Annotated in this window: 25 protein-coding genes; 16 read left to right on the forward strand and 9 right to left on the reverse strand. The window is 60.2% G+C overall.

Features of this window, described 5'->3' with window-relative positions; translation table 11 throughout:
• Positions 1–3: 3 nt before the first annotated feature.
• From KEC16_RS02150 to KEC16_RS02185, 8 genes are all read left to right on the forward strand, one after another.
• Positions 4–744 carry a pyridoxine 5'-phosphate synthase gene (locus KEC16_RS02150; protein WP_211546002.1) on the forward strand — a complete coding sequence of 247 codons (741 nt, stop codon included), beginning with the start codon at positions 4–6 and terminating at the stop codon, positions 742–744.
• 123 nt (positions 745–867) lie between these two features.
• Positions 868–1,665: a signal peptidase I gene (gene lepB, locus KEC16_RS02155; RefSeq protein WP_211546003.1), complete on the forward strand. Its 798-nt coding sequence runs from the start codon at positions 868–870 to the stop codon at positions 1,663–1,665.
• 3 nt (positions 1,666–1,668) lie between these two features.
• Complete coding sequence (gene rnc / locus KEC16_RS02160; RefSeq protein ID WP_211546004.1) at positions 1,669–2,358, forward strand: ribonuclease III; 690 nt, start codon at positions 1,669–1,671, stop codon at positions 2,356–2,358.
• Positions 2,355–3,266: a GTPase Era gene (era, locus tag KEC16_RS02165; protein ID WP_211546005.1), complete on the forward strand. Its 912-nt coding sequence runs from the start codon at positions 2,355–2,357 to the stop codon at positions 3,264–3,266. Before rnc ends, era begins: the two co-directional genes overlap by 4 nt.
• A gap of 19 nt (positions 3,267–3,285) precedes the next feature.
• A complete protein-coding gene (locus KEC16_RS02170) occupies positions 3,286–3,495 on the forward strand; it encodes a hypothetical protein (protein ID WP_211546006.1) in 210 nt (69 codons plus the stop codon).
• A complete protein-coding gene (recO, locus tag KEC16_RS02175; RefSeq protein WP_211546007.1) occupies positions 3,492–4,247 on the forward strand; it encodes a DNA repair protein RecO in 756 nt (251 codons plus the stop codon). The genes KEC16_RS02170 and recO overlap by 4 nt, the downstream gene beginning before the upstream one ends.
• Positions 4,244–6,466: a DNA topoisomerase IV subunit A gene (parC, locus tag KEC16_RS02180; protein WP_211546008.1), complete on the forward strand. Its 2,223-nt coding sequence runs from the start codon at positions 4,244–4,246 to the stop codon at positions 6,464–6,466. Before recO ends, parC begins: the two co-directional genes overlap by 4 nt.
• A 97-nt stretch (positions 6,467–6,563) precedes the next feature.
• Positions 6,564–7,664: a TRAP transporter substrate-binding protein gene (locus KEC16_RS02185; protein WP_211546009.1), complete on the forward strand. Its 1,101-nt coding sequence runs from the start codon at positions 6,564–6,566 to the stop codon at positions 7,662–7,664.
• 59 nt (positions 7,665–7,723) lie between these two features.
• Here KEC16_RS02185 and KEC16_RS02190 read toward each other — a convergent pair whose 3' ends face one another.
• The 6 genes from KEC16_RS02190 to motA all read right to left on the reverse strand — a co-directional run bounded on the left by KEC16_RS02190 (position 7,724) and on the right by motA (position 13,100).
• Positions 7,724–9,250 (reverse strand): TRAP transporter large permease, encoded by a 1,527-nt coding sequence (locus tag KEC16_RS02190; protein WP_211546010.1) that lies wholly within the window; start codon positions 9,248–9,250, stop codon positions 7,724–7,726.
• Positions 9,247–9,801, reverse strand: coding sequence for a TRAP transporter small permease subunit (locus KEC16_RS02195; protein ID WP_211546011.1), 555 nt, complete (start codon positions 9,799–9,801; stop codon positions 9,247–9,249). Before KEC16_RS02195 ends, KEC16_RS02190 begins: the two co-directional genes overlap by 4 nt.
• 110 nt (positions 9,802–9,911) lie before the next feature.
• Complete coding sequence (locus KEC16_RS02200; protein ID WP_211546012.1) at positions 9,912–10,667, reverse strand: arginyltransferase; 756 nt, start codon at positions 10,665–10,667, stop codon at positions 9,912–9,914.
• A 31-nt stretch (positions 10,668–10,698) separates the two neighbouring features.
• Complete coding sequence (locus KEC16_RS02205) at positions 10,699–11,184, reverse strand: RDD family protein (protein WP_211546013.1); 486 nt, start codon at positions 11,182–11,184, stop codon at positions 10,699–10,701.
• Between the two features lie 57 nt (positions 11,185–11,241).
• Positions 11,242–12,219: a flagellar motor protein MotB gene (locus KEC16_RS02210; protein ID WP_211546014.1), complete on the reverse strand. Its 978-nt coding sequence runs from the start codon at positions 12,217–12,219 to the stop codon at positions 11,242–11,244.
• A gap of 20 nt (positions 12,220–12,239) precedes the next feature.
• Complete coding sequence (motA, locus tag KEC16_RS02215) at positions 12,240–13,100, reverse strand: flagellar motor stator protein MotA (protein WP_211546015.1); 861 nt, start codon at positions 13,098–13,100, stop codon at positions 12,240–12,242.
• A gap of 218 nt (positions 13,101–13,318) precedes the next feature.
• On the opposite strand from motA, the gene KEC16_RS02220 reads away from it, so the two are divergent.
• Positions 13,319–13,810: a flavin reductase family protein gene (locus KEC16_RS02220; RefSeq protein ID WP_211546016.1), complete on the forward strand. Its 492-nt coding sequence runs from the start codon at positions 13,319–13,321 to the stop codon at positions 13,808–13,810.
• 6 nt (positions 13,811–13,816) lie between these two features.
• Here the strand turns inward: KEC16_RS02220 and KEC16_RS02225 are convergent, their stop codons facing one another.
• Both KEC16_RS02225 and KEC16_RS02230 read right to left on the reverse strand, forming a co-directional pair.
• Positions 13,817–15,043 (reverse strand): threonine ammonia-lyase, encoded by a 1,227-nt coding sequence (locus KEC16_RS02225; protein ID WP_211546017.1) that lies wholly within the window; start codon positions 15,041–15,043, stop codon positions 13,817–13,819.
• Positions 15,040–17,415: a penicillin acylase family protein gene (locus KEC16_RS02230; RefSeq protein ID WP_211546018.1), complete on the reverse strand. Its 2,376-nt coding sequence runs from the start codon at positions 17,413–17,415 to the stop codon at positions 15,040–15,042. The genes KEC16_RS02225 and KEC16_RS02230 overlap by 4 nt, the downstream gene beginning before the upstream one ends.
• A 156-nt stretch (positions 17,416–17,571) precedes the next feature.
• Here KEC16_RS02230 and mce point away from each other — a divergent pair, with 156 nt between their 5' ends.
• The 7 genes from mce to dnaE all read left to right on the forward strand — a co-directional run bounded on the left by mce (position 17,572) and on the right by dnaE (position 26,061).
• Positions 17,572–17,976: a methylmalonyl-CoA epimerase gene (gene mce / locus KEC16_RS02235; RefSeq protein ID WP_211546019.1), complete on the forward strand. Its 405-nt coding sequence runs from the start codon at positions 17,572–17,574 to the stop codon at positions 17,974–17,976.
• Positions 17,977–17,994: 18 nt separating this feature from the next.
• Positions 17,995–18,519 carry a DNA-3-methyladenine glycosylase I gene (locus tag KEC16_RS02240; protein WP_211546020.1) on the forward strand — a complete coding sequence of 175 codons (525 nt, stop codon included), beginning with the start codon at positions 17,995–17,997 and terminating at the stop codon, positions 18,517–18,519.
• Positions 18,520–18,819: 300 nt separating this feature from the next.
• On the forward strand, positions 18,820–19,272 hold the full coding sequence (locus KEC16_RS02245; protein WP_211546021.1) for a hypothetical protein: 453 nt from the start codon (positions 18,820–18,822) through the stop codon (positions 19,270–19,272).
• A 95-nt stretch (positions 19,273–19,367) separates the two neighbouring features.
• Positions 19,368–20,657: a proline--tRNA ligase gene (gene proS / locus KEC16_RS02250; protein WP_211546022.1), complete on the forward strand. Its 1,290-nt coding sequence runs from the start codon at positions 19,368–19,370 to the stop codon at positions 20,655–20,657.
• A gap of 9 nt (positions 20,658–20,666) precedes the next feature.
• Complete coding sequence (locus KEC16_RS02255) at positions 20,667–21,911, forward strand: lipoprotein-releasing ABC transporter permease subunit (protein ID WP_211546023.1); 1,245 nt, start codon at positions 20,667–20,669, stop codon at positions 21,909–21,911.
• Entirely contained in the window at positions 21,904–22,593 is a 690-nt protein-coding gene (locus KEC16_RS02260; RefSeq protein ID WP_211546024.1) for an ABC transporter ATP-binding protein, read from the forward strand. Before KEC16_RS02255 ends, KEC16_RS02260 begins: the two co-directional genes overlap by 8 nt.
• Before the next feature lie 3 nt (positions 22,594–22,596).
• A complete protein-coding gene (dnaE, locus tag KEC16_RS02265; RefSeq protein ID WP_211546025.1) occupies positions 22,597–26,061 on the forward strand; it encodes a DNA polymerase III subunit alpha in 3,465 nt (1,154 codons plus the stop codon).
• On the opposite strand, the gene KEC16_RS02270 is transcribed toward dnaE, so the two are convergent.
• Positions 26,058–26,582: a putative metalloprotease CJM1_0395 family protein gene (locus KEC16_RS02270; RefSeq protein WP_211546026.1), complete on the reverse strand. Its 525-nt coding sequence runs from the start codon at positions 26,580–26,582 to the stop codon at positions 26,058–26,060. The genes dnaE and KEC16_RS02270 overlap by 4 nt on opposite strands.
• Between the last annotated feature and the right edge of the window lie 3 nt (positions 26,583–26,585).

Here is a 26,585-nt window from a genome sequence, read left to right on the forward strand (position 1 = left end):
TCCATGTCTTTCTTGCGCCTTGGCGTCAATATCGATCACGTCGCCACCATCCGGAATGCCCGTGGCGGCCTGCATCCCGATCCTGTCCGCGCCGCTCATCTGGCCGCCGCCGCTGGGGCCGATGGCATCACCGCCCATCTGCGCGAAGATCGCCGCCATATCGCCGATCGCGATATCGAGCGCTTGGCCAACGAAATCAATCTGCCGCTGAATTTCGAAATGGCGGCGACCGAGGAAATGCTGGCCATCGCCCTGCGCCATCGCCCCCACGCTGCCTGCATCGTGCCGGAACGGCGGGAGGAACGGACCACCGAGGGCGGCTTGGACGTGGCTGGAGCCAAAGAACGTCTGCGCCCGCTGGTGGCACGGTTGACCGAGGCGGGGATTCGCGTCTCCATGTTCATCGAGGCCGATCTGCGCCAATTGGACGCTTGCCACGACATCGGCGCGCCGGTGGTTGAGTTGCATACCGGCGCCTATTGCGAACATGGCGGTGAAGATCGCGATCGTGAACTGGCCCGTATCATCGCCGCCGCCAGTCATGCCCAGGCCATCGGCTTGGAATGCCATGCCGGTCACGGCTTGTCTTTCGATACGGTCAAACCTATCGCCGCCATTGCCTCGGTCGCCGAATTGAATATCGGTCATTTCCTGGTCGGCGAGGCTATTTTCGTCGGTTTCGAAGCGTCGATCCGCCATATGCGCCAGTTGATGGACGAGGCGCGGCGGGGCGGCGGCGGCTGATATCGTGACAGTGCCGGGAACAAACTTGACAGGCGCGCCTGGGGCTGGTTTCCTCGCGCCAGTTGGCGGCCCGGCCGTCTTTTTTATTTTTAATTAATTTCAACTATTTAGGCGGTTATCTTCATGTCGCGAACAAAAACCGGAGGGACTTGGGAAACCATCAAGACGGTCCTGATCGCCATGATAATCGCCGGCTTTGTCCGGACTGTCGCCTTCGAGCCGTTCAATATCCCGTCCGGTTCCATGATCCCGACCTTGCTGATCGGCGATTATCTGTTTGTTTCCAAATATGCCTACGGTTATTCCCGCCATTCCATGCCGTTCAGCATGGGGCCGGAAGGGGGACGCATCCTTGAGCGTATCCCCGTGCGCGGTGATGTGGTGGTGTTTAAGGTCTGGGTGCACAAGCGCGACGGCATGGGCCGTCCGGTTCTCGATAATCAGGGCCGTCCGGTCAAGGATATGGTCGATTACATCAAGCGGGTCATCGGCCTGCCCGGTGATCGCATCCAGGTGGTTGGCGGCATCTTGAACATCAATGGTCAGGCGGTGAAGCGTGACCGGATCGAGGATTTCGTCGAACTGACCCGCGAAGGCAACATCATGCGGGCGGCGCAATATATCGAAACTCTGCCCGAGGGCCGGACTCACCGAATCATTGAATTCCAGGGCGATAACGGTCTGGCTGACAACACGCCGGAATATGTGGTGCCTGCCGGGCATTACTTCATGATGGGCGATAACCGGGATAATTCCGCCGATTCCCGCTTCCTTGACGAGGTTGGTTACGTTCCCGCCGATCGTCTGGTCGGCCGGGCGGAAGTGATTTTCTTCTCTGGCGATGGCTCGGCGGCATTGTGGGAAGTGTGGAAATGGCCCTGGGCCATCCGCTTCTCGCGGCTGCTGTCCGGAATCGGGTGAGGCATGACCAAGGGGCCGATCCACGACCTGTGCATTCGGCTTGGACATGATTTCGTCCAAACCGATCTGTTGACCCAAGCCTTGACCCATCCGTCGGTGGTTCAGGGCCGGGCTCCGCGCCGCAGCACGCCTTACGAGCGTCTGGAATTTCTGGGGGACCGCGTGTTGGGACTGGTGGTCGCCGACATGCTGTTTCATCGCTTTCCCACCGAGCCCGAGGGCGCCTTGGCCCGGCGGCATGCCGCCTTGGTGCGGCGCGAAAGTTTGGCGGTGATTGCCGGCACCATCGGGCTTGCCGCCTGTCTGACCTTGTCCAAGGGCGAGGAAGATGCCGGCGGTCGTGCCAATCCAGGGCTGTTGGCCGATGCCTGCGAAGCGGTGATCGGCGCCGTTTATGCCGATGCCGGCTTTGATGTGGCGGCGCGTTTCGTCCGGGCGGCATGGACGCCGCTGATGGATGCCACCGCGGCTCCGCCCAAGGACGCCAAGACGGCGTTGCAGGAATGGGCGCAAGGCTTGGGCAAACCTTTGCCGGTCTATGTTGTCGCCGGTCAGGATGGACCACCCCATGATCCCACTTTTGTGGTATCGGTGACGGTGGAAGGCGTGGACCCGGTCAATGGTTCCGGGGCGTCGAAAAGGGTGGCGGAACAAGCAGCAGCCGCCGCTTTGTTGGAGAAGGTAAAAGAATGACCGAGGTGCCTGAACACGAGAAACGCTGCGGATACGTGGCCATCGTCGGCGCCCCCAATGCCGGCAAGTCAACCCTGACCAACGGGTTGGTCGGCACCAAGGTTTCCATCGTTTCACCCAAGGTGCAGACCACCCGCTTTCGCGTGCTGGGCATCGTCATGGCCGGACCGGCCCAGGTGATCTTGGTCGATACCCCCGGTATCTTCCAGCCGCGCCGCCGTCTGGACCGCGCCATGGTCGCCGCCGCCTGGAACGGCGCCAGCGATGCGGAAATCATCTGCGTCGTGGTTGACGCTCAGCGTGGCGTCGATGACGACACCCGCGCCATCATGGACAAGCTGAAGAAAGCCAGCCGTCAGGCCATCTTGGTGCTGAACAAGGTCGATGCGGTGAAAAAGGAAAAGCTGCTGGATTTGACCACGCGTCTGCACGAGGAAGGTCTGTTCACCGATGTCTTCATGGTTTCGGCCTTGAAGGGCGACGGCTTGGCCGATCTGTCCAAGGTGTTCGCCGAGCGGGTGCCGTTGGGGCCATGGATGTTCCCCGAGGACGAGGTGTCCGATCTGCCGCAACGGATGCTGGCGGCCGAGATCACCCGCGAAAAGGCCTTTATTCAGTTGCACGAGGAACTGCCCTACGCCCTGACCGTGGAAACGGAAACCTGGGAAGAGCGGGAAGACGGCTCGGCCCGGATCGATCAGGTCATCTATGTGCAGCGCGACGGGCAAAAGGCCATCGTCGTCGGCAAGGGCGGTCACCAGATCAAGACCATCGGCGCCGCCGCTCGCACCGAGCTGGAAGCCCTGCTTGAACGTCGGGTGCATTTGTTCCTGCACGTCAAGGTGCGCGAGGATTGGCAGGAAAAGCGCGGCCATTACAACGAAATGGGGCTGGACTTCGACGCCTGAGCCGGGTGAACCTGGGTGCATGAGCATGCGCGCCATGGGGATCATCTTGATGTGGCTGGGCACCGTGTTGCTGGTGGCGGTGCTTCAACATCGTATCCGCAAAGGCGCATGGCAGGCCGAATCCCTGGAAGACCCGCCGCCGTTGGAACGGTGGACGGTGGCGGTCGCCGCAATCGGCATGGCTTCATCCATGGCCGGCACCGGATTGCTGCTGTGGAGTTTCTGGTGATGGAATGGACCGATGACGGTATCGTTCTGGCGGTTCGCCGCCTGGGCGAAGCTGGAATCGTCGCCAGTCTGCTGACCCGCAGCCATGGACGCCATCCCGGCATGGTCCCTGGTGGGGCGGGCAAGGCTAATCGGCCGAGCCTGCAAGCGGGAAATCTGGTGCAGGCCACTTGGCGCGGCCGTCTGGCCGAGCAATTGGGAACCTATCGGATCGAACTGGTCGATGCCCATGCGGCCAAGGCCCTGGACGACGCCGCCCGACTGACCGCCTTATCCGCCGCGTGCAGCCTGTGCGAGGTGGCGCTGCCGGAGCGCCAGCCGCACGCACCGGTGTTTGTCGCCCTGCTGGCCTTGCTGGATAACCTGGGCGCCCCCTCGTGGCCGAGCATTTATGTCCATTGGGAATTGGCGCTGTTGCGTGATCTCGGTTTCGGCCTTGATCTCGAGAGCTGTGCCGCCACCGGTCAACGCGAAAACCTTGCCTATGTCAGCCCTAAATCCGCCCGCGCGGTCTCGGCCGAGGCCGGCGCGCCCTATGCCCATAAATTGTTGGCGTTGCCGGCCTTCCTGCGACACGGCGGCGAAGGCGCGCCGGCCGAGATTGCCGCGGGCATGGCGCTAACCGGCTATTTTCTTGAACGTCACGTGCTGCATCACCGGCACATCCCGATGCCGGCCGCACGTTCGCGACTGGTTGACCGTTTCCGGCCATCGTCTACTATCCGTGGGCCAGAGAGTGAAGGAACGTCATGACCCAACCTGCCGTCAGCGGCGATATCCGCGATACCTCGCTGTCCGAGGCTTTGGGCGAGCGCTATCTCGCCTATGCCATGTCCACCATCGTCTCGCGCTCGCTGCCCGATGTGCGTGATGGCCTAAAGCCGGTGCATCGGCGGCTGCTGTTCGCCATGCGTCAGTTGAAGCTGGATCCCGAGGGCGGCTTCAAGAAATGCGCCCGCGTGGTCGGCGATGTCATCGGTAAATACCATCCCCATGGCGACATGTCGGTTTATGACGCCATGGTTCGTCTGGCTCAGGATTTCGCCGTACGCTATCCGCTGGTGGAAGGGCAGGGCAATTTCGGCAATATCGATGGCGATAATGCCGCCGCCATGCGATACACCGAGGCCAAACTGACCGCCGTCGCCGCCGCTCTGATGGAAAACCTCGACGACGACACGGTGGATTTCCGCCCCACCTATGACGGTTCCGAGGAAGAGCCGATGGTGATGCCGGCGGCTTTTCCCAATTTGCTGGCCAATGGCGCCGCCGGCATCGCCGTCGGCATGGCCACCAGCATTCCGCCCCATAATGTCGGCGAAATCTGCAATGCGCTGACCCATCTGATTGCCGCCCCTGACTGTGCCATCGACGATCTGGTGCGCCACATACCTGGCCCCGATTTCCCCACCGGCGGCGTGCTGGTGGAAAGCCAGGCCGCCATCCACGAAGCCTATCGCACCGGGCGCGGCTCGTTCCGGCTGCGCGCCAGATGGGAAGTGGAAAAGCTGAGCCACGGGCTTTATCAGATCATCGTCACCGAAATCCCCTATCAGGTGCAGAAATCCAAGGTGATCGAGAAGATCGCCGAATTGTTGAATGACAAGAAGCTGCCGCTGCTGGCCGATATCCGCGATGAATCGGCGGAAGACGTGCGCGTGGTGCTGGAACCGCGCAATCGTACGGTGGAAGCCGAGATGCTGATGGAGCAATTGTTCCGTCAGACCGATCTGGAAGTGCGCATCAGCCTGAACATGAACGTGCTTGACCGCGATGCGGTGCCCAGCGTCATGAATCTCAAGCAGGTGCTGCAAGCTTTCCTTGATCACCGCATGGAGGTTTTGGAACGCCGTTCGCGCTTCCGTCTCGACAAGATCGAGAGACGGCTGGAAGTGTTGGAAGGCTATCTGGTCGCCTATCTCAATCTGGACGAAGTCATCCGTATCATCCGCGAGGAAGACGAGCCCAAGGCGGTGATGATGCGCACCTTTGGCCTGACCGAGGTGCAGACCGAGGCCATCCTCAATATGCGGCTGCGTTCGTTGCGCAAGCTCGAAGAATTCGAGATCCGCAAGGAACATGATCAGCTATCGGCGGAAAAGAGCGATCTGGAGGCATTGCTGGCCGATGTGGGCCGCCGTTGGTCGACCATCGCCAGCCAAATTGCCGCCACCCGCAAGGCGTTCGGTCCCGGAACGCCCCTGGGTGACCGCCGGACCGAACTGGCCGATGCTCCGTCGGCGGTGGTGGTGCCGATCGAAGCCTTTATCGAACGTGAACCGATTACCTTGCTGTTGTCGGAAAAGGGCTGGATCCGGGCCATGAAGGGCCATGTCGACCTGCTGGACACGGTCAAGTTCAAGGAAGGCGACCAGTTGAAACTGGCGCTAAAGGCGGAAACCACCGACAAGCTGTTGGTGTTCACCTCGGATGGCCGCTTCTACACCATTGGCGGTGACAAGCTGCCCTCGGGGCGTGGTTTTGGCGAACCGCTGCGGCTGATGATCGACATGGCCAATGACGCCGAGGTGTTGTGCGTCTTCGCCCATAAGCCGGGACGCAAGCTGTTGCTGTCGTCTTCAGGGGGACGTGGCTTCGTCGTCGAGGAAGCCGAGGTGCTGGCCCAAACCAAGTCCGGGAAGATGGTGCTGAACCTGGGGGATGGCGAAAGCGCCGCTTTCTGCCTGCCATTCGAGGGCGATGCGGTGGCTATCATCGGTGATAACCGCAAGTTGCTGGTGTTCATGGCCGATGAAATTCCGCTGATGGCCCGGGGCAGGGGGGTGTTGCTGCAAAAGTATCGTGATGGCGGCGTTGCCGATATTAAGGTCTTTACCTTGGCCGAGGGACTGTCTTGGAAGTCGGGAGAACGCACCCGCACCGAACAGGACTTGACGCCGTGGTTGGGCAAGCGCGCTTCCGTTGGTCGATTGCCGCCGACCGGCTTCCCGCGGGTGAATAAATTTACCTGAGGACTGGTCAGACCAGTTCTTTCGTGCCAGGATCGGCCCCCATAATCATGAAAGCAAGGCTGCCCGTTTAAAAGCTTTGCATAACCAGGAGGAAAGCATGGAAAGACGTTCCTTTCTGAAGGCTGCCGGTCTCGGCGTCGCCGGATCCGCCATCGCCGCCCCGGCCATCGCCCAGACCAATCCCGAGGTCAAGTGGCGCATGGCGTCCAGTTTCCCCAAAAGCCTGGACACCATTTATGGCGGGGGTGAATTCGTCGCCAAGCGTGTTGCCGAACTGACCGATGGCAAGTTCCAGATTCGTGTCTTCGCCGCTGGCGAGCTCGTTCCTGGTTTGCAGGTCATGGATGCGGTGCAGGCCGGCACCGTCGAGTGCGGCGCCACCGTTTCGTACTATTACGTCGGCAAGGACCCGACCTTCGCCTTCGAAGCGGCCATGCCCTTCGGGCTCAATGCCCGTCAGAACAATGCCTGGCTCTATCATGGTGGCGGTTTGCCGCTGTTGCGCGAGTTCTACAAGAAGTACAACGTCATCAATTTCCCCGCCGGCAACACCGGCGTGCAGATGGGCGGCTGGTTCCGTAAGGAAATCAAGACCCTGAACGACATGCAGGGCTTGAAGATGCGCATCGCCGGCATTGCCGGTCGTGTCATGGCCAAGATCGGTGTGGTGCCGCAGCAATTAGCCGGTGGCGACATTTATCCGTCGCTGGAAAAGGGCACCATCGACGCGGCCGAATGGGTCGGTCCCTACGATGACGAAAAGCTCGGCTTCCAGAAAGTCGCCAAGTACTACTATTACCCTGGCTTCTGGGAAGGTGGTCCGACCATTTCCCAGTATTGCAACCTGGAACATTGGGCCAAGTTGCCCAAGCATTACCAAGCGGCTTATGAAACCGCTTGCGCCGAATGCAATCTGGACATGCAAGCCAAGTACGATGTGCTGAACATCGACGCGCTGAAGCGTCTGGTCGGCCAGGGCGCGCAATTGCGGGCCTACCCCAAGGACGTCATGATCGCCGCTCAAGAAGCCGCGTTCGAGCTTTATGACGAAATTGCCAAGGAAAACCCCACCTTTGCCGAGATCTTGACGCCCTGGAAGAAGTTCCGCGAGGACATTCACTTGTGGTGGCGTGTCGCCGAGTTCAACTACGATTCCTTCGTCTTGTCCAACCCGGTTGGCGCTAAGAAGAAGAAATAAGCTATCAGCCAAAAAGAAAGCCCCGCCGAAATGGCGGGGCTTTTTTGTTTTGGTTTGCCTTAGCGGGTGTTTTGTTCTTCCAATTGCCGCTTGAGCGCTTCCATCGGATCTTCCGGGCCATCTTCCGGCAAGGCCGGTGTGTCGCTGCTGGTGGGGTCGCCATAGGCGGGCGCTTCGATGTTCAGCTGGATGGTGTCCACATCGATTTTGGTGCGCTTGTCCAGGCCGCCTTCCACCAACGAGGGGAAGAAAATGACCAGGGCGACCATGATGATCTGAATGCAGACAAAGGGAATGGCGCCCCAATAGATGTCGGTGGTCTTAATGCCCTTGATCCGCTTGCCGGACACCTTATCGGTGTAGTCATCCTTGGGGGCGACCGAGCGCAGGAAGAATAGGGCGAAGCCGAATGGCGGATGCATGAACGAGGTCTGCATGTTCACCGCCAGCAGAACGCCGAACCAGATGAGATCAATCCCCAGCTTTTCCGCCACCGGGCCGAGTAACGGCACGATGATGAAGGCCAATTCGAAGAAATCGAGGAAGAAGGCCAGCGCGAAAACCAGGATATTGACGACGATCAGGAAACCGATGACGCCCCCCGGCAACCCGGTCAGCAGGTGTTCGACCCACAGATCGCCGTTGACGGCGCGGAACACCAAGCCGAATACGGTCGAGCCGATCAGGATAAACAGCACGAAAGACGACAGCTTGGCGGTGCTCTCCATGGCTTGCTTGAGCAAGTCCAGGGACAGCCGACGGCGGATGAGGGCCAGAGCCAGAGCGCCAGCCGCGCCCATGGCGCCGGCTTCGGTGGGGGTGGCGATGCCAATGAAAATGGTCCCCAACACCAGGAAGATCAGCACCAACGGCGGCACCAGCGAGAACAACACCCGCTGAAACAACTTGAAACCGCGCAGGGTGCGGGCTTCGGGGGGTAAGGCCGGGGCGGCGTTGGGGCGGAAAATCGAGGTCAGGATGATAAAGCCGGCATACATGGCGGTCAGCAACAGGCCTGGGACCATGGCGCCTTGATACATGTCACCGACCGATCGGCCCAGCTGATCGGCCATGATGATCAGCACCAGCGAGGGCGGAATGATTTGAGCCAAGGTGCCGGAAGCGGCAATGACGCCGGTGGCCAGACGCGGGTCATAGCCGTAGCGCAGCATGATCGGCAACGAGATCAGGCCCATGGAAATGACGCTGGCGGCAACCACGCCGGTGGTGGCGGCGAGCAAGGCGCCGACAAAGACCACCGCATAGGCCAGGCCGCCGCGCATGGGACCAAATAACTGACCGATGGTATCCAGCAGATCTTCGGCCATACCGCTGCGTTCCAAAATCAACCCCATGAAGGTGAAGAATGGGATGGCCAGCAGGGTTTCGTTGCGCATGATGCCAAAGACACGTTCGGGCAGCGCCTGGAACAGCTCGACATGGAACAGTCCCAATTCAATGCCCAACAGGCCGAACAACAGACCATTGGCCCCCAGGGCAAATGCCACCGGATAGCCGCACAGCAAAAACAACACCAAGGCGCCGAACATCAGCGGCGCCATGTTGGCAATAATGAAGGCGCTCATTCCGATTCCCCCCCGTGATGGCCGGCGGCAGGGGCGCCGTAATGGTCGATATGGCCGCTGAGAAAAGCCACGCGCTTGATGATTTCCGAGGCGCCTTGCAACACCAGCAGGGCAAAGCCGGTGGGGATCAAAAGCTTGGCGGGCCAGCGGATCAGGCCACCGGCATCGCTGGACAATTCCCCGGTAACGAAGGAATCGACGAAGATGGGAATGGAGAGCCACATGATCATGATCGCCATGGGGAACAGGAAGAATAGCCCGCCGAAGATATCGATCCAGGCTTGGGTGCGTTGGCTGAGACCACTGGTCAGGACGTCGATACGGATGTGTTCGTTGCGCAGCAGCGTATAACCGGCGGTCAACAAAAACACGGCAGAGAACAGATACCACTGAATCTCGAGCCAGGCATTCGAACTGGTGTTCAGGCTATAGCGGATGATCGCGTTGCCGGCACTGACCAAAACAGCCAGAAGAATCAACCAGTAAACCGACCTGCCGACCATCGTATTCAGACGGTCGATCAGGCCGCTGAGTTTCAGCAGCAGCGTCATGGAACCTCCCTAGAACCTGTACCGGTATTACCTCTTGGACCTTCGCACTATGACATGGTGTCAATGCGATGGCCAGATGGGCTTTGTATTACGGTTTTCCGTAAGAGGGCTTAGCGAAACTGCGGTACTTGGTTTTGGAAGACGTCCCCATCCAGGGGTTGCCAGCCGTTGGCGCCAAAGGCTTCAAGCGGCTTGAAGCGGGATTTATAGGCCATCTTGCGGCTTTCGGCGATCCAATAGCCAAGATAAACATAGGGCAGACCCAAGCGCAGGGATTCTTCGATCAACCACAAGACCATGAATGTTCCAAAGGAACGTTGAGGCATTTCCGGCACATAAAAGCTGTAGACGGCGGACAACCCGTCGCTCATTCGGTCGGTCAGGCAGACGGCGACCAAAGTGTCGTCGGCTTGGCGGAATTCCAGCAAGAAGGTGTCGATGGGGCTGTCTTCGACCATGGATCGGTAATCGTAGAACCCCATCAACGCCATGTCGCCATTACCGTGACGCGATTCCTGGTAGCGTGAGAACAGCTTGAATTGTTCGGCGGTCGCCCGCGCCGGCACCATGCGGGCGATAAGATCGCCGTTGATCCGCCACACCTTGCGCATGGTCTTGTCGGATTGGAAGTGGCGGGCGGCGATGCGCACCGGAATGCAGGCGGAACAGTTCGGACAAGCAGGGGTATAGGCAATGGAGTGCGAGCGCCGGAAACCCGCGCGGGACAGGGCCTCGTGCAGGATTTCAGCATCGGAGCCGTTCAATTCGGTGACGATCTTGCGTTCCAGCCGGCCGGTGATATAGGGGCAGGGCAACGCCGCCGTGGTGAAGAAGAAATGCGGGCGTTTGAGTGGAATATGATCCATCGAATCCGGTCTCGGACAAGGCAATGGGGGATTATAGGCGTTTTTCTGCGTTGATGACCACCGTTCCCGCTAAAAAGTCGTGCAACGTACGGCGACGGGGGTTGAACAGGGCGACAATCAGCACCAGCCAAGCGGTCAGGGTGACAGAGCCGTAAAAGGCAACGATTTGGATGACCGCCTGGGCCAAGCTGGGCGGCGCCCCGTCAAGCAGCGAAACCACGCGAATGCCAAACAACCGCATGCCGATGGTGGCGGAACTTGGGCTGGCGATCAACAAGCTGTGATAGGCCAACGGCACCAGGGCGACCGCCAATGCCTGCAACGGCAGCAACAGACCCAGCGTCAGGATGCCCAGCACTCCCATGCCAACCCAGATCACGGTGGCGACCAGCGCGACCACGATCAGATCGACGCCATAGGCCAAAATCCGCTTGAGGGTGATGCCATCGAATAATTGGGGGTCGAGCCGCGGATCGACGCCGGATGATGGCGGCAGGATGGTGATGGTGCTGGCCATGGCTTTCTCCTCGATTGCCCACCCTAATTTAGGTGAGGGTGGGCGACGGCGCCAGGGTCAGCCCTTTTTTCCGTCATTGCCGGTGTTTGGACCGGCCGGGGGGGTGGGGGCCGGACCTTGCGTCGGAGCGGGTGTCGGCACTTCCGGCGGCGAGGTCAGGTCGTTTTCACGCAACAAGATGATGCTGATCCGGCGATTGCGTGGGGCCTTGGGGTCGTCTTGTACCAAGGGTTCGGATGAGGCGCGACCGACGATCCGGTCGATACGTTCTTCCGGCACACCAGAGGCCAGCAGGGCGCGGCGGCTGGCCAGGGCGCGATCGGCCGACAACTCCCAATTGGTATAGCCCGAGGGGTCCCGGAACGGGATGGCGTCGGTGTGGCCCGTGATGGAAATCTTGTTGGGCATTTGGTTGACGATGCGGGAAACCAGATCGAGCAAGGCCTTGGTATGGCCGAACATGGCCGAGCTTCCCGATGGGAACATGGCCAGCCCTTCCTGATCGGTAATTTGGATACGCAGGCCCTCGGGCGTGTTGTCCACCATCATCGAGCCCTGGTATTGCTTGAGCTCGGGGATGCCCTTGAGGGCGTTATCCAGAACTTCCTTGGCCTTGTCGAACTTCTGCTGTTCGCGCTCGGCCAGCTTCTCCCGGAAATCCTCTTCGCTCATTCCTTCCATCGGTTCGGTGGCGGCCGAGGTCATGTCCTCGCCGCCGGGGCCGATGGATGACGGCGGCAGGTGCTGGACCAAACTGGGAGAACTGGTCATCGACACTTGGGCGCCTTCGCCGATGACCTGGCCGCCCAAAAGTCCACCGGCCCCCGACGCGCTTTTCGACGCCATCGATGGGGCGAAATAGTTGGAAATCCCGGTCAACTGTTCTTCGGTCACCGCGTTCAGCAGCCACAACAGCAAGAAGAACGCCATCATCGCCGTCACGAAATCGGCATAGGCCACCTTCCAGGCGCCACCGTGATGGCCGCCGGCAACCTTCTTGACCCGTTTGATGATGATCTGCTGACCTTCGGCCATTCCTGCGGTGCCTCAGTCGATCAATCAGGGGGCAGATTGGTGACGGTTTCTTCCAATTCCTGGAAGGTCGGACGCAATTCGTCGGGCAGAATCTTGCGGGCGAATTCGATGGAAACCTGAGGGGCATATCCCTGCATGTGGGCAAGCAAGCCAGCTTTGATCGACATCAGGTAATAATGATCCGAATCGAAGGACAGCTGCAAGTTGCGGGAGAAGGGGGCGAAAAAGGCATAGGACACCAACACGCCGGTAAAGGTGCCGACCAGCGCCGCGCCGATCAGATGCCCCAGGACTTCCGGCGGCTCGGTGATCGAGCCCATGGTGTGAATGACGCCCAGCACCGCGGCGACGATACCCAGGGCCGGCATGGCGTCAGCCATCAGATTGATGGCGTGGGCAATCTCGTGATAATGCTTGTGATGCGCTTCCAGCTCACCATCGATGATGGATTCAAGCTCGTGCGCGTTCGAGGTGCCCAGCGTCAGCAGGCGCAGATAGTCGCACAGGAAGGTGCGAACATGATGGTCACCGGAAAAACCAGGGAATTTCTGGAACAAAGGGCTTTCATCGGGTTTTTCGACGTGGCTTTCCAGGGCCAGATCGCCCTTGGTCTTGGCCAGTTTGAATACCGCATACAGCATGGAGAGCATTTCGATATAGGCGTCCTTTTTATAGTGAGCGCCTTTGAATACCATGCCGAATTTCTTGAACACACCCATGACGATGTCTTTGGGGTTGCCCAAGAGCATTGATCCGAATGCAGCACCAAGAATGATGATGAATTCAAAAGGTTGCCACAACACAGCAAGGTGACCACCCGAAGCGGCATAACCGCCGATCACGGATGCAATGGTCACCACGATGCCGATGATCGCGAACATTCACTTCCCCTGTTGTGGTCCAATCGGGACACCACACGATCATTTGATCGTTTCGGAGAATGCTATATTTCGTTCCCTGTGTCGCGAGTCAACTGCGATCCTGGCGAAAAAAACATGATGCGGACAGGCCTTGGCGTGATTCCTTCAGCCGGCATTTGACCTGTAGGCGCGAACCCCAGTAATGTCTTTATCCGTCATCATAAAATCGAGCGAGTGCAATGACTGTCGACCAACGTACCTTCCGCAAGGCCTTGGGGTGTTTCGCCACGGGGGTCACCGTGGTGACGTCCATCAACCCCGATGATAATACGCCGGCAGGGGTAACCGTCAGTGCATTTTCCTCGGTGTCGCTGGAGCCGCCGCTGGTTTTGTTTTGCCTTGGCAACAAAACCTCGAGCCTGAACGCCTTCAAGCAATCCGGGCGTTTCGTCATCAATGTCCTGGCCGAGAACCAGCGCGATCTGTCCATTCGTTTCGCCAGCCGTTCGGATGACAAATGGGCCGGCGTCTCCATGGAGGTCGGCCTTGGCGGCGTTCCCGTGCTCAGCGGCTGCATCGCCAATCTGGAATGCTCGATTGTCAATACGGTCGAGTCCGGCGATCATGTAATCTTCATCGGCGAGGTTGAAGGCATCCATTACCAGGAAGGCGGCGCACCGCTGTTGTACTTCCGTGGGGCCTATATGGATTGCTGCACCGGCTCGGTCTGAGTCGCGCTATTCCGGCAAGCTGGCGGCCGAGCCCAATTTCCGGGCCGGATAGCCGGCTTGCCGCAATGCCGTCAGCATGGCCTCGACGTGACCGGAATCGGTGGCTTCGACCACCACATCCAGCTCGGCGCTTTTGACCGGAACGTCTTGAAAAAGCCGCTGGTGATGGACTTCCAAAATATTGCCGCCATGTTCAGCGATCAGGGCGGTGGCGTGCGCCAGCATGCCCGGCGCATCGCTGATCTCGATGCGCAGGCGGGCCAGACGGCCGGCTCGGACCAGTCCGCGCATCAGGATGGACGCCATCACCCGATTGTCGATATTGCCACCGGAAATCACCAGGGCGACCCGCCGGTCGTGGAACCTTTCCGGCCGTGACAGCAACAAGGCCAGAGGGGCGGCGCCGGCTCCCTCGGCAACGATTTTCTGCTCTTCCATCAACCAGACGATGGCCTGTTCGATGGCGAGGTCATCGACAGCCAAAACGTCGTCGAACAAGCGATCAATGATCGGCTTGGTGCGTGACCCGGGATGCTTGACGGCGATACCTTCCGCCAGAGTCTGAGCCGGTGATGGAGGTCCATCGTGGTCGTAACGCACCAAGGTGGGGAAACTGACGCTTTGGACGCCGGTCAGTCGCGGCGGCGAGGGCTCGGCGCTGAGGGCCAGGGCCATGCCGGCAGCCAGACCGCCGCCGCCGATGGGAATAATCACATCGTCGAGATCGGGCTGCTGACGCGCCAGTTCCAGGCCGACACTGCCCTGGCCGGCGATGACCCGTGAATCGTCATAAGGATGGATGAAGGTCAGGCCACGTTCCGCCGCCAGGACATGGGCATGTTGTTCGGCTTCGGCCAAGGTCTCACCGGCTTGGATCACATTGGCGCCGAACGCCGCGGTCCGCTGAACCTTGGTCACCGGGGTGAATAGCGGCATCACCACCGTGGCGGGAATGCCCAGGCGGCCGCAATGCAGCGCAACACCTTGGGCGTGATTGCCTGCCGACATGGCGATGACGCCGGCTTTCCGCTCCGCTGGGCTGAGGGCAAGGATTCGGTTCAGGGCGCCGCGGGCCTTGAACGAACCTGAATGTTGAAGGTTTTCAAGCTTCAAGAATACTTGGGCCGCGCCGGTTCGCAGGGCCAATTGGGGGGATTGGATCACCGGGGTAACCGCGACATGGTCGGCGATGGCTGCCGCCGCCGCCTGCACCTGTCGCAGGTCGGGATTCAATAACTTGGCTCCAGGGTGATGGAGGCGGAGCCGTCGGCCGGCTTGTCGATGGTGAGGCCTTCATTGGTCTGCCACCCGGGCAGAAGATCGCGATAGTGCCGCGACAACGGGTTGCCGGATTGGCCGGTGGCCAAAACGAAGGTGGTTTTGCTCAGATCCGACAGATCGAAAATCACTCGCAAACCCGGGCCATGAACATGGGTGAACTGACCGGGGATGAAGCTGCCGCGATTAATGGTGAAATCATCGCCATCGCTGGGCAATGAGGTGTCGGACAGCTGATTAAGGCCGGGAATTCGGCCCAGGATCGGATGGGCGAAGCGGGCTTGGTGAACGTCGCCCCAGCGCCATTGAGCCGGTGTTTTTCCAGGGTATTTGGCGCTTAGTTCCGTCACCGTGGCTTCCAGGGTTTCCGCGATCAGATCATCGCAGGATTCCGCCTTTTCCGTGCCGACATCGTCGCACCAATGACGATTGACGGTGAGGATTTCCCCCAGCACACGCGGACGGACCGCGCGCATGGCGGCAAGATCGCCCCCCAGTTCGTCGGCCAAAATCCGGGTCCACAGCTTGTCGAGCCAGACATTAAAGATCAGTGGCTCGGCCCGATCGCGGTCCATGCCGCCATCCCAGGAGGCGACCAGTTTCGCCGCTTCGCGGGCCTTGGCCGACGCGTCGGCCGGCACATCCAGCAATTCCTTGATTTCCTGTGCCGCTAACGACAGCGTGTCCAACTGCATCGCCCGTAAATCGGCGGGGGTGATTTTGCTTTTGTCTTCCAGCAATTCCTCGATACGCCGGGCCCGATAGCCTTCGGGCCACCGAGTGGTGATGTGGAAGGGGTATTTTTCGCCGGTCACCTGATTGTTGGCGTTGACGATCAGGCCGGTCTTGGGATTGAAGCTTTGCGGCAGTTTGGAGAACGGCACCCATCCGGTCCATTCCCCCGCATTGCTCCAGCCTTGGACCGGGGCGAAACCAGTGCCCTTGGATCGCACAGGGATACGGCCGGCGGTGATAAAGCCGATATTGCCGCCCGTATCGGCGAAAGCGAAGTTTTGCACGGGCGCGTGGAAATCGGACAAGGCGGCGACAAAGCTGCGCCAATCGACCGTCCGGCCCAACCGGTACATGGCCTGAGCAGTGCGGTCATCGGGTTCCAGCGCCGTCGATTTGAAGGCGACGACTTGGCCATCCTTTTGACCGGCGGCCAGATCGGAAATGATCGGTCCATGACGGCTTTCGCGGACAATCAGCGTTTCCGCTTGCTGCCCCTTGATGGTGATCACTTCCTGGCGGTGGCCGAAGGGGCGGGTGGTCTTGGCCACCTGATAGGAATCGTCACCGGCCAGGTTCTCGATGAACAGATCGACGGTGTCGGCGTGGGTGGTGGTGGTGCCCCAGGCGATGCGGCCGTTATGGCCGATCAGGTGAAAGGGCACGCCGGGCACCATGGCGCCGGTCAGGCGCAGACCGGGGGCCTCCACCGACAACAGATACCACAGGGATGGCGCCTGGAAGGGCAGGTGCGGGTCATTGGCCAGCAAGGGGGCGCCGCTGTCGCTGCGTTTGCCGGAGACGGCGACGACATTGGATGCCAGATGTGGCTCGGCGGCGACGGGCAGGGTGGCAAGCACCTGATCCACCAGTCCGGCGGCAATGGTCACCGGACCTTCCGTCGCTTCGGGCCACAATTCGGCCAGCCGCCGCGACGGCATCGTGGCGGCCAGCTTGCCGCGCAAGGCTTCATCCCGCCAATCGGCGGTCAATTGCAAGGCCATGATCCTGGCCCAGACCAGGGAATCCGCCGGTTGCCACGGTTCGGGCGTCAGACGCAAAAGCCTGAATTCCGGCGGTAAACGCTGCGTATTGTCGTTGATCCAGGCATTAACCCCTTCGGCGTAGGCTTTGAGGGCGTTGCGGGTCGGATCATCCAGACGCTCAACCGAGTCCTGGGCCAGTCGATAAAGCCCCAAGGTGCGCATGAAGCGGTCGTTCTTCAGCCCCGGCTCGCCGACGATCTCGGCCAGCCGGCCGGCGCCGACGCGGCGCTGCAATTCCATCTGCCACAGGCGGTCTTGGGCATGAATCCAGCCCATGGCGAAATAGGCGTCGTGGCCCGAGCGGGCGGTGATATAGGGAATGCCTGAATCGTCGCGGGTAATGGTGGCGGAATATTCCATGCCCTTGGCCGGCACCCGGCCTTCGACCCGGGGCAGCGAACTCATGATCCACACGAACGTCACCGAGACGACGGCAAGAAAAACAAGGCCGAGAACGTTGGCGAACCAGCCCCAACGGCTCATCTCTTTGCCAAAGAACACGGTTTCCACCGGCTCTGGCCGCTGAGAATCGGTAGGGGTATCCTGCACGCACGGCTCCCAAGCCAAGGGTGGAGCGGAAATAAAGGCCAGTGGTAATTGGAAGGGACGAGCCGCGCAAGTATAATGACGACGTCACGCATCGCATTTCCCAGACCATTGCCGCTATGGTATAGCCAACCAACCACTTCATCCACCGAGGATCAGATGATCGGAAAACTCAATCACGTCGCCATCGCCGTTCCCGATCTGGAAGCCGCGACCAAGCTTTATCGCGAAACCTTGGGTGCCAAGGTTTCCGATCCGGTGCCGCAGCCGGCCCATGGTGTGACCGTGGTGTTCGTGGAATTGCCCAACACCAAGATCGAATTGCTGTACCCCATGGGCGACAAGTCGCCGATTGCCGCTTTCTTGGAAAAGAACGCCGCCGGCGGCATCCATCATATCTGCTACGAAGTGGCCGATATCTTGGCCGCGCGGGATCAGTTAAAGGCCCAGGGCGCCCGCGTGCTGGGCGACGGTGAACCCAGGATCGGCGCCCATGACAAGCCGGTGCTGTTCCTGCACCCCAAGGATTTCTGCGGAACTCTGGTCGAGTTGGAGCAGGCCTGAGCCTGTGCCGGGGGCATCATGAGCGGATATTGCGACACTGCCCCCGGTCATCCGGTTCATGGCCCTTATCACGACCATGAATACGGCTTCCCCGTGCGCGACGAGCAGGTTTTGTTCGAGCGCCTGGCTCTGGAAATCTTTCAAGCCGGGTTGTCTTGGTTGATCGTGCTGAAAAAGCGCCCGACCATGAACGCCGCCTTTCACGGCTTCGCTGTCGATGTGGTGGCCGCCTTCGGTGAAGCCGATATCGAGCGTCTGCTCAATGATGCCGGCATCATCCGCAATCGCCGCAAGATTTTAGCGATTATCGAAAATGCCCGCCGCATTCAAGCGCTGCGCCAGACTCATGGCGGGTTGGCGGCATGGCTGGACGCACATCACCCCCGCGACAAGGCCGATTGGGTCAAGTTGTTCCGACAGCATTTCGTCTTCATGGGCGGCGAGGTCGTCGGCGAGTTTCTGATGAGTATCGGCCTGTTGCCCGGCGCCCATCGTCCCGATTGTCCGGTATGTCAACAGATCGCCCAGATCCGGCGAAGCTGAAACGCAAAAGGGCAAGACCGTTTCCGATCTTGCCCTTTCTGCGTCTCCGCGCCTGGACTGCCCTTAGGCAATCCGGCGACCTCCTCCCTAAACTTGAGCCGCAGCATGGGTGTCGTTTTCGACTTGCCCCAGCGCCCCCGTATGTGGGTTGAGAAGGACTTTACGCAATTTCCTGGCGTGCGTCACCATTTTTTTTCCTGAAAATTTCGCGATTGTCATTTTCTGCGGATTGCCTTGATGATGCCATGCGGTTGAAGCATCCTTATGCCAGAACCCCTTGCGATTGGAAGGCCAAGGCCTATGATTCGCTCATCCGCCGCGCTTGTCGTCGCCGTCTTGACCGCCGTGCCGACTCCGCTTTTTGCCCAAGCCCAGACGAATGCGCCGACACCGCTTCGAATTACCATCACCAAGATGGATTGTTCGCGGCTGGTTCGCCATATGCCGTCCGACGACGTGGCTTTCCGTCCGGGCGAGGGGCTGCCCGGACAGCAGGTGGTCCCCGCCGACGTTCCCGGCAGCGGGGCGGCGGCCCTGCCCAATCTGCTGCCGGACGTGCTGGAAATCCCGCTCAACGTCAAGCCATTGCAGGGTAAGGCCTATGCCACTCATGGGCTGGACGACACCAATATGTCGTTGGGGGTGGTGCGCTATGACATCGCCAGGGGCACGTTCAGCCTGAACGGCGAACCCTTGGGCGGTCCCGATCAGCAAGCCTTGGCCGAGGCTTGCGCCAAACGCGGGGTACGCTGAACAGCGGCGTCGCTTGTCATCCCCGTGGCCTTTGCCTAAAGTGACGCGCCTTGGCGGGAAAATCCCGCGCCTTTCGCTTGTCTTCGAGGATGTCCATGCGCCTGTCCCGCTTTTTCCTGCCGACTCTCAAGGAAACCCCGTCCGAGGCGCAGATCGCCTCGCATCGTCTGATGCTGCGTGCGGGCATGGTCCGGCAATCCGCCTCGGGCATCTATACGTGGCTGCCGCTGGGGTGGAAGGTCCTGCAAAAGATCGAGCAGATCGTGCGCGAGGAACAAGACGCCGCCGGCGCCCAGGAATTGCTGATGCCGACCATCCAATCGGCGGATATCTGGCGTGAATCCGGGCGGTACGATGCCTATGGCAAGGAAATGCTGCGCATCGTTGATCGCCACGACCGCGAGATGCTGTATGGCCCGACCAACGAAGAGCTGATCACCCAGATTTTCCGCGACAACGTTAAAAGCTACCGGCAGTTACCGCAAAGCCTGTACCACATCCAATGGAAATTCCGCGATGAAGTGCGTCCGCGTTTCGGCGTCATGCGCGGGCGCGAATTCCTGATGAAGGACGCCTATTCCTTCGATATCGATTTCGACAGCGCCAAGCGCTCGTATGAGGCCATGTTCAACGCCTATTTGCGCACTTTCAAGCGCATGGGCCTGACCGCCATTCCCATGGTTGCCGATTCGGGGGCCATCGGCGGCAACCTGACCCACGAATTCCACGTCCTGGCGGAAACCGGTGAATCGGGCGTCTTTTATGACGTGGCCTACGAGGAATTGGCGGCCAAGGATGCCGTCGATTTGGACGCTTTGTCCAAGCTGTACGCGGTCACCGACGAAAAGCACGACCCCAATTCGCCCGATTGTCCGCCGGCCGAACGTCTGAAGGAAGCTCGGGGCATCGAGGTTGGCCACATCTTCTATTTCGGCACCAAATATTCCAAGGCCATGGGCGCCGTGGTCGCTGGTCCCGACGGCAATCCGGTGCATGTGGAGATGGGCTCTTACGGTATCGGCGTATCGCGCCTTGTTGGCGCCATTATCGAGGCTTATCACGATGATCGGGGCATCAAATGGCCGGAAGCGGTCGCGCCCTTCAAAGTTGGCCTGATCAACCTGAAAGCGGGCGACAATGCCTGCGACCGGGTGTGCGAGGATATCTATCGGGCATTGTCCGAGCAGGGTGTCGACGTGCTGTACGACGACCGCGATGATCGTGCCGGCGTCAAATTCGCCGATATGGATCTGATCGGCTTGCCCTGGCAGTTGATCGCCGGCCCCAAGGGAATCGCCGCTGGCGTCGTCGAGTTGAAGAATCGCCATACCGGCGAAAAGGAAGAATTGTCGGTGGAAGCGGCCTTGGCCCGTCTGACCGCCTAAGGAGATTGCATGATTTTCGACGCCTTCGAGCGGATGGTCGCCTTCCGTTACCTGCGCGCGCGCCGTAAGGAAGGGTTCATTTCCGTCATCGCCGGTTTCTCGCTTTTGGGCATTGGCCTGGGAGTGGCGACGCTGATTGTGGTGATGGCGGTGATGAACGGCTTTCGCCAGGAATTGCTGACCCGCATTCTTGGCATCAATGGCCATATGGGCGTCTATGGCAATGGCGCGGCGTTGACCCAATTCGATCCCTTGGCTGGGGCGATCCGGGAATTGCCTGGCGTGGTCCGGGTTATTCCCACCGTCGAGGGCCAGGTCATGGCGACTTCGGCCGGCGGCGCCTCGGGCGCCATCGTTCGTGGCGTGCGTCCCGACGATCTGCTGGCTCGCGACATTTTCGCCAAGGGGCTCGGCGGAAGCGCGGATGCGTTCAAGGCGGGCGAGGGGGTTTTGATCGGCTATCGGTTGGCGGAAAAGCTTGGATTGCAGATCGGCGACACCGTTACCCTGATCTCGCCCAAGGGCAATGCCACCGCCTTTGGCACGGTGCCGCGCATGCGCGGCTACACCGTCGCCGGCACCTTCAATGTCGGCATGTTCGAGTATGATTCCGGCTTCATGTTCATGCCGCTGGAAGCGGCGCAAACCTATTTCAAATACCCCGATTCGGTGACCCAGATCGAGGTGTTCCTGAACAACCCGGATAAAGTCTCGGAAGTGCGGAACGCCATCTACCGGCTGGCCCAGGGCAATGTTCGCATCTATGATTGGCAGCAGGCAAATGCCAATTTTTTCAATGCGGTACAGGTGGAACGCAATGTCATGTTCCTGATCCTGACCTTGATCATCCTGGTCGCCGCCTTCAACATCATCTCGTCGCTGATCATGTTGGTCAAAGACAAGGGGCGTGATATCGCCATCTTGCGCACCATGGGGGCGACGCGTGGCATGATCATGCGTATCTTCTTCCTGGCGGGGGCTTCGGTTGGGGTGGTCGGTACCGTGCTGGGGACCCTGTTGGGGGTATGGTTCGCCACCCATATCGAGCAGATCCGTCAATTCATCCAGTCGATTATCGGCCGCGAACTGTTCGCCGCCGAAATCTATTTCCTGACGCAATTGCCCGCGCGGGTCGAAACCGGCGAAGTGGTGGTGGTGGTGCTGATGGCCCTGGGACTGTCCATTGCCGCCACCATCTATCCGTCCTGGCGCGCCGCCAATCTGGACCCGGTGGAGGCCTTGCGTTATGAGTGAGGTGATCACCGCCGGCCTGCGCCTGGATTCCATCCGCCGCACCTTCACCCAGGGCAAGGAAGCCCTGCATGTTCTGGACGGCGCCGCTTTGGCCATTCAACCGGGCGAGATCGTCGCCTTGGTCGGGCCGTCGGGGGCTGGTAAATCCACATTGCTGCATATCGCCGGCCTGCTGGAGCGCCCGGACGAGGGCGAGGTGTGGCTGGCCGGGCAGCCTTGCGGCAAGCTGTCGGAAACCAAGCGCACGCAATTGCGCCGTTCGCATTTGGGCTTCGTCTATCAATACCATCACCTGTTGCCGGAATTCTCGGCGGTGGAAAACGTCATCCTGCCGCAGATGATCGCCGGCGCCTCTCGCAAGGCGGCTTCGCTGCGGGCGTTGGAATTGCTGGACCGCATGGGCTTGAAGCCCCGAGCGGAACACCGCCCCGGTCAGTTGTCGGGCGGCGAGCAACAGCGTGTGGCCATTTGCCGCGCCCTGGCCAATCAGCCCAAGGTCTTGTTGGCTGACGAACCCACCGGCAATCTCGACCCGCATTCCGCCGATGGGGTGTTCGCTCAGCTGCTGCATTTGGTGCGATCGACCGGTGTCGCCGCCCTGATTGCCACCCATAATCCCGATTTGGCCAAGCGCATGGATCGGGTGGTGCGGCTGGCCGATGGAAAACTGACGGCGGGGTAAGCCATGCCGATTCATGCCGACTTTGTTCACCTGCGCACCCACACCGCCTATTCCTTGTCGGAAGGGGCGATCAAGCTCAAGCAGCTGGTCAAGCTGTGCGAAACCCAGATGATGCCGGCAATCGGCATCGCCGATACCGGCAATCTGTTTGGAGCGCTGGAGTTTTCCAGCTCTTGCGCCGATGCCGGCATTCAGCCGATCATCGGTTGTCAGGTCGCCATCCGCCGCGAGGGCGAGGCGCCAACCCGCGACGGCCGCCGTCCCGATCCCGATTGGCTGGTGTTGCTGTGCCAGAATGAAGGCGGTTATGCCAATCTGCTGAAGCTGGTGTCCAAGGCCTATCTGGAAACCGATGCCGGCGAAACGCCGCAAGTGACCCTTCACGACCTGGAAACCCGCTCTGATGGCTTGATTGTCCTGACGGGCGGCCCCGGCGGCCCGATCAACCGTCTGCTGGTCGATGGCTTGGCCGACAAGGCGGAAATATTGCTGGTCCGTCTGGCCCAAGCGTTCCCCGGCCGCACATATGTGGAATTGCAGCGCCACGGCGAGGATAACGAAGACCGGGCCGAGCCGGGATTGGTGGATTTCGCCTATAAGCACGATTTGCCGCTATTGGCCACCAACGAACCCTTCTTCGCCGACCGCGCCATGTACGAAGCTCATGACGCCTTGATCTGTATCGCCGAGGGCGCCTATGTCGCCCAGGACGAGCGGCGGCGGCTGACGCCGGAGCATTACTTCAAATCGCCGGCCGAGATGCGGGCGCTGTTCGCCGATTTGCCTGAAGCCTGCGACAATACCTTGGTGGTGGCCAAGCGCTGCGCCTTCATGGTGTCCAAGCGCAAGCCGATCTTGCCGCCGTTTCGCATGGATGGTCTGACCGAGGCTGATGTGCTGCGGCAAAAATGTTGGGAAGGTCTGGCCCAACGCCTGGAAAAACACGTCTTCCAACCCGGCATGACCGAAGAGGAAAAAGAACACGCGGCCCGACCTTACCGCGAGCGTATCGATTACGAGATCGGCGTGATCGAGCAGATGGGCTTTCCCGGCTACTTCCTGATCGTGTCCGACTTCATCCAATGGTCCAAGGCCCATGATATTCCGGTGGGGCCGGGCCGTGGTTCGGGTGCCGGCTCGGCGGTGGCCTGGGCCTTGACCATCACCGATCTCGACCCGTTGCGCTGGGGTTTGCTGTTCGAACGCTTCTTGAACCCCGAACGCGTTTCCATGCCCGACTTTGATATCGATTTCTGCCAGGACCGGCGCGAAGAAACCATTCGCTACGTCCAGGAGAAATACGGCTATCACCAGGTCGCCCAGATCATCACTTTCGGTAAATTACAGGCCCGCGCCGTGCTGCGCGACGTCGGCCGCGTGTTGCAGATGCCTTATGGTCAGGTTGATCGTATCTGCAAGATGGTGCCCAACAATCCAGCCAGCCCGGTGACGCTGGAGCAGGCGCTGGACATCGAACCGTTGTTGAAGGAAGCGCGCGAGCGTGACGAGGCGGTGGCCCATCTGCTGGATATGGGGATGAAGCTTGAGGGGCTGTACCGCCATGCCTCAACCCATGCCGCCGGCGTGGTCATCGGCGACCGCTCGCTTGACGAATTGGTGCCGCTGTATCGCGACCCGCGTTCGGACATGCCGGTCACCCAATTCAACATGAAATGGGTGGAAGCCGCCGGTCTGGTCAAATTCGACTTCTTGGGTTTGAAGACCTTGACGGTGATGATCACCGCCATCAAACATATAAAGAAAACCAAGGGATTAGACGTCGATCTTTCAGCTTTGCCTTTGGATGATCCGCTCACCTACGAGCTCTTGACCCGGGGCGATGCCGCCGGTGTGTTCCAGTTGGAAAGTTCGGGCATGCGCGACGTTTTGCGCAAGATGCGGCCCAACCGGCTGGAAGATCTGATCGCCGTGGTGGCGTTGTACCGTCCCGGCCCGATGGATCAGATTCCGCGCTACATTGCCTGTAAGCACGGTCTGGAACAGCCCGATTACATGCACCCGTTACTGGAACCGATCCTGAAGGAAACCTTCGGCATCATGGTCTACCAGGAACAGGTGATGCAGATCGCTCAGGTGTTGTCGGGCTATTCCTTGGGCGGCGCTGACCTGTTGCGCCGGGCCATGGGTAAAAAGATCAAGGAGGAGATGGAAGCCCAGCGGAAGGCCTTCGTCGATGGCGCCGTCGCCCGTGCGGTGGATGGTGACCAGGCCTCGATGATCTTCGACAAGGTGGCCAAGTTCGCCGAATACGGCTTCAACAAATCGCACGCCGCCGCCTATGCTTTGATCGCTTATCAGACGGCATGGCTGAAAGCCAATCATCCGGCCGAGTTCATGGCCGCGACCATGACCTATGAAATGAGCAATACCGACAAGCTGAATTCGTTCCGCCAGGAACTGGACCGCTTGAAGATCAAGTTGTTGCCGCCCGACATCAACAAGTCGCAGCCGACCTTCTCGGTGGAAAAACTGGTGGATGGCAGCCACGCGGTGCGTTACGCCCTGGCGGCGTTGAAAAATGTGGGCGAAGGGGCATGCCGGTCCATCGTCGAGGAACGTGATCGTGCCGGCGCCTATAAGGATCTGTTTGATTTCGCTCGCCGTTTGGACACCAAGCAACTGAACCGCCGGCAGATGGAAAACATGGTTCGCGCCGGGGTGTTCGACAGCGTCGAGAAAAACCGCGGCAAGGTGTTCAAAAATTGCGAAGGCCTGCTGCGCTATGGCGCCAACGAGGCCGAGCAACGCCAATCGTCACAAATGAGCCTGTTGGGCGGCAATGTGGCGCCGCCGCCGAAGCTGGAAAATGCCTCGGATTGGTCGCCACATGAAAAGCTGACTCAGGAATTCGACGCCATCGGCTTTTATCTGTCGGCCCATCCGCTGGATGCCTTCACCAAAAGCCTGCGTCGTCTGGGCGTGCTTAAAATATCGGAACTGGCCAAGCATCTGCAAGCCGGCGGTAAAAGCCGGGTCAAGCTGGCCGGTTCCATGCTGTCGAAGCAGGAACGCACCTCGGCCAAGGGCAGTCGTTACGCCTTCGTTACGGCTTCCGATTCATCGGGAATGTATGAAGTCACCTGTTTTTCCGAAGTCTTGGCGGCATCGCGGGAAATTCTTGATGCCGGCGGGCCGCTGCTGTTCGACGTTGACGCCCGCCTGGAAGAAGAACAATTGCGCCTGACCTGTCAGCGCATCGCCTCGCTGGACCAAGAAGCGGCCAAAGCCGCTGCCGGCGTGCGTATCTTTATCCGTGACGAGGCGCCGATCCCGGCCTTGGTGCAATTGGTCGCCAAGGAAGCCAAAGGCCGCAACCGCGTTTCCATCGTTTCGCAATTGGGAACGCGTGAGGTCGAGGTCGGCCTGCGCAACACCATCACACTCAGCCCCGGCTTCATGGGGGCGCTGCGGTCGGTTTCCGGCGTGGTCGAGGTGGAAGAAATCTAGCCGCTGAAATCGTAAAGCCCGCCGTGATCGTCGCGGCTGCCGGCTTGGGCGTAAGCCTCGACCGCTTTGCGATGGGCCTGGGCGGCGGCGGAAAAATCAGCGGAAGAAGGGGTGGAGACCGAGGTGGCGGCGGCGGCGATGGCCTTATGCGCCCGGGCGGCGTCTTCATCTGAAGTATTGGCGGGCACGCCGACATCAACCTTACCGGCGACGGCATAGAACTTACCGTCCGGGCCTTGCACATATTGATATTGCGGCGCCCCGCCATAGGCGCCGGCGACGGCGGCATGCTTGCGTTCCTCGGCCTTAACCGCGCGGTCGGCACTTTGCAATTGCTTGAGATTTTGCCGTTCGCTCTGGCTCAGATCCTTTTCGCCGGCGGCTTGCGTCCCGGCTTGACTGAGCGGGGTGGTGAGAACGCGCGAAATCTTTTGCCCGGCCTCGTCCACGGAACCGGGCATGACAGTGACCACACGGGCCGGTCCATGGGGCGTCGCAATGACGCTGCCGATGGAAGACATCTC

The sequence above is a fragment of the Magnetospirillum sulfuroxidans genome, from assembly GCF_018224925.1.
In the GTDB taxonomy this organism is placed as follows: domain Bacteria; phylum Pseudomonadota; class Alphaproteobacteria; order Rhodospirillales; family Magnetospirillaceae; genus Magnetospirillum; species Magnetospirillum sulfuroxidans.

Excerpts from the sequence above, each read along its gene's own strand:
- KEC16_RS02150 (WP_211546002.1), top strand. The coding sequence starts at position 4 with ATGTCTTTCTTGCGCCTTGGCGTCAATATCGATCACGTCGCCACCATC.
- lepB (WP_211546003.1), top strand. The coding sequence starts at position 868 with ATGTCGCGAACAAAAACCGGAGGGACTTGGGAAACCATCAAGACGGTC.
- rnc (WP_211546004.1), top strand. The coding sequence starts at position 1,669 with ATGACCAAGGGGCCGATCCACGACCTGTGCATTCGGCTTGGACATGAT.
- era (WP_211546005.1), top strand. The coding sequence starts at position 2,355 with ATGACCGAGGTGCCTGAACACGAGAAACGCTGCGGATACGTGGCCATC.
- KEC16_RS02170 (WP_211546006.1), top strand. The coding sequence starts at position 3,286 with ATGAGCATGCGCGCCATGGGGATCATCTTGATGTGGCTGGGCACCGTG.
- parC (WP_211546008.1), top strand. The coding sequence starts at position 4,244 with ATGACCCAACCTGCCGTCAGCGGCGATATCCGCGATACCTCGCTGTCC.
- KEC16_RS02185 (WP_211546009.1), top strand. The coding sequence starts at position 6,564 with ATGGAAAGACGTTCCTTTCTGAAGGCTGCCGGTCTCGGCGTCGCCGGA.
- KEC16_RS02190 (WP_211546010.1), bottom strand. The coding sequence starts at position 9,250 with ATGAGCGCCTTCATTATTGCCAACATGGCGCCGCTGATGTTCGGCGCC.
- KEC16_RS02195 (WP_211546011.1), bottom strand. The coding sequence starts at position 9,801 with ATGACGCTGCTGCTGAAACTCAGCGGCCTGATCGACCGTCTGAATACG.
- KEC16_RS02200 (WP_211546012.1), bottom strand. The coding sequence starts at position 10,667 with ATGGATCATATTCCACTCAAACGCCCGCATTTCTTCTTCACCACGGCG.
- KEC16_RS02205 (WP_211546013.1), bottom strand. The coding sequence starts at position 11,184 with ATGGCCAGCACCATCACCATCCTGCCGCCATCATCCGGCGTCGATCCG.
- KEC16_RS02210 (WP_211546014.1), bottom strand. The coding sequence starts at position 12,219 with ATGGCCGAAGGTCAGCAGATCATCATCAAACGGGTCAAGAAGGTTGCC.
- motA (WP_211546015.1), bottom strand. The coding sequence starts at position 13,100 with ATGTTCGCGATCATCGGCATCGTGGTGACCATTGCATCCGTGATCGGC.
- KEC16_RS02220 (WP_211546016.1), top strand. The coding sequence starts at position 13,319 with ATGACTGTCGACCAACGTACCTTCCGCAAGGCCTTGGGGTGTTTCGCC.
- mce (WP_211546019.1), top strand. The coding sequence starts at position 17,572 with ATGATCGGAAAACTCAATCACGTCGCCATCGCCGTTCCCGATCTGGAA.
- KEC16_RS02240 (WP_211546020.1), top strand. The coding sequence starts at position 17,995 with ATGAGCGGATATTGCGACACTGCCCCCGGTCATCCGGTTCATGGCCCT.
- KEC16_RS02245 (WP_211546021.1), top strand. The coding sequence starts at position 18,820 with ATGATTCGCTCATCCGCCGCGCTTGTCGTCGCCGTCTTGACCGCCGTG.
- proS (WP_211546022.1), top strand. The coding sequence starts at position 19,368 with ATGCGCCTGTCCCGCTTTTTCCTGCCGACTCTCAAGGAAACCCCGTCC.
- KEC16_RS02255 (WP_211546023.1), top strand. The coding sequence starts at position 20,667 with ATGATTTTCGACGCCTTCGAGCGGATGGTCGCCTTCCGTTACCTGCGC.
- KEC16_RS02260 (WP_211546024.1), top strand. The coding sequence starts at position 21,904 with ATGAGTGAGGTGATCACCGCCGGCCTGCGCCTGGATTCCATCCGCCGC.
- dnaE (WP_211546025.1), top strand. The coding sequence starts at position 22,597 with ATGCCGATTCATGCCGACTTTGTTCACCTGCGCACCCACACCGCCTAT.
- KEC16_RS02270 (WP_211546026.1), bottom strand. The coding sequence starts at position 26,582 with ATGTCTTCCATCGGCAGCGTCATTGCGACGCCCCATGGACCGGCCCGT.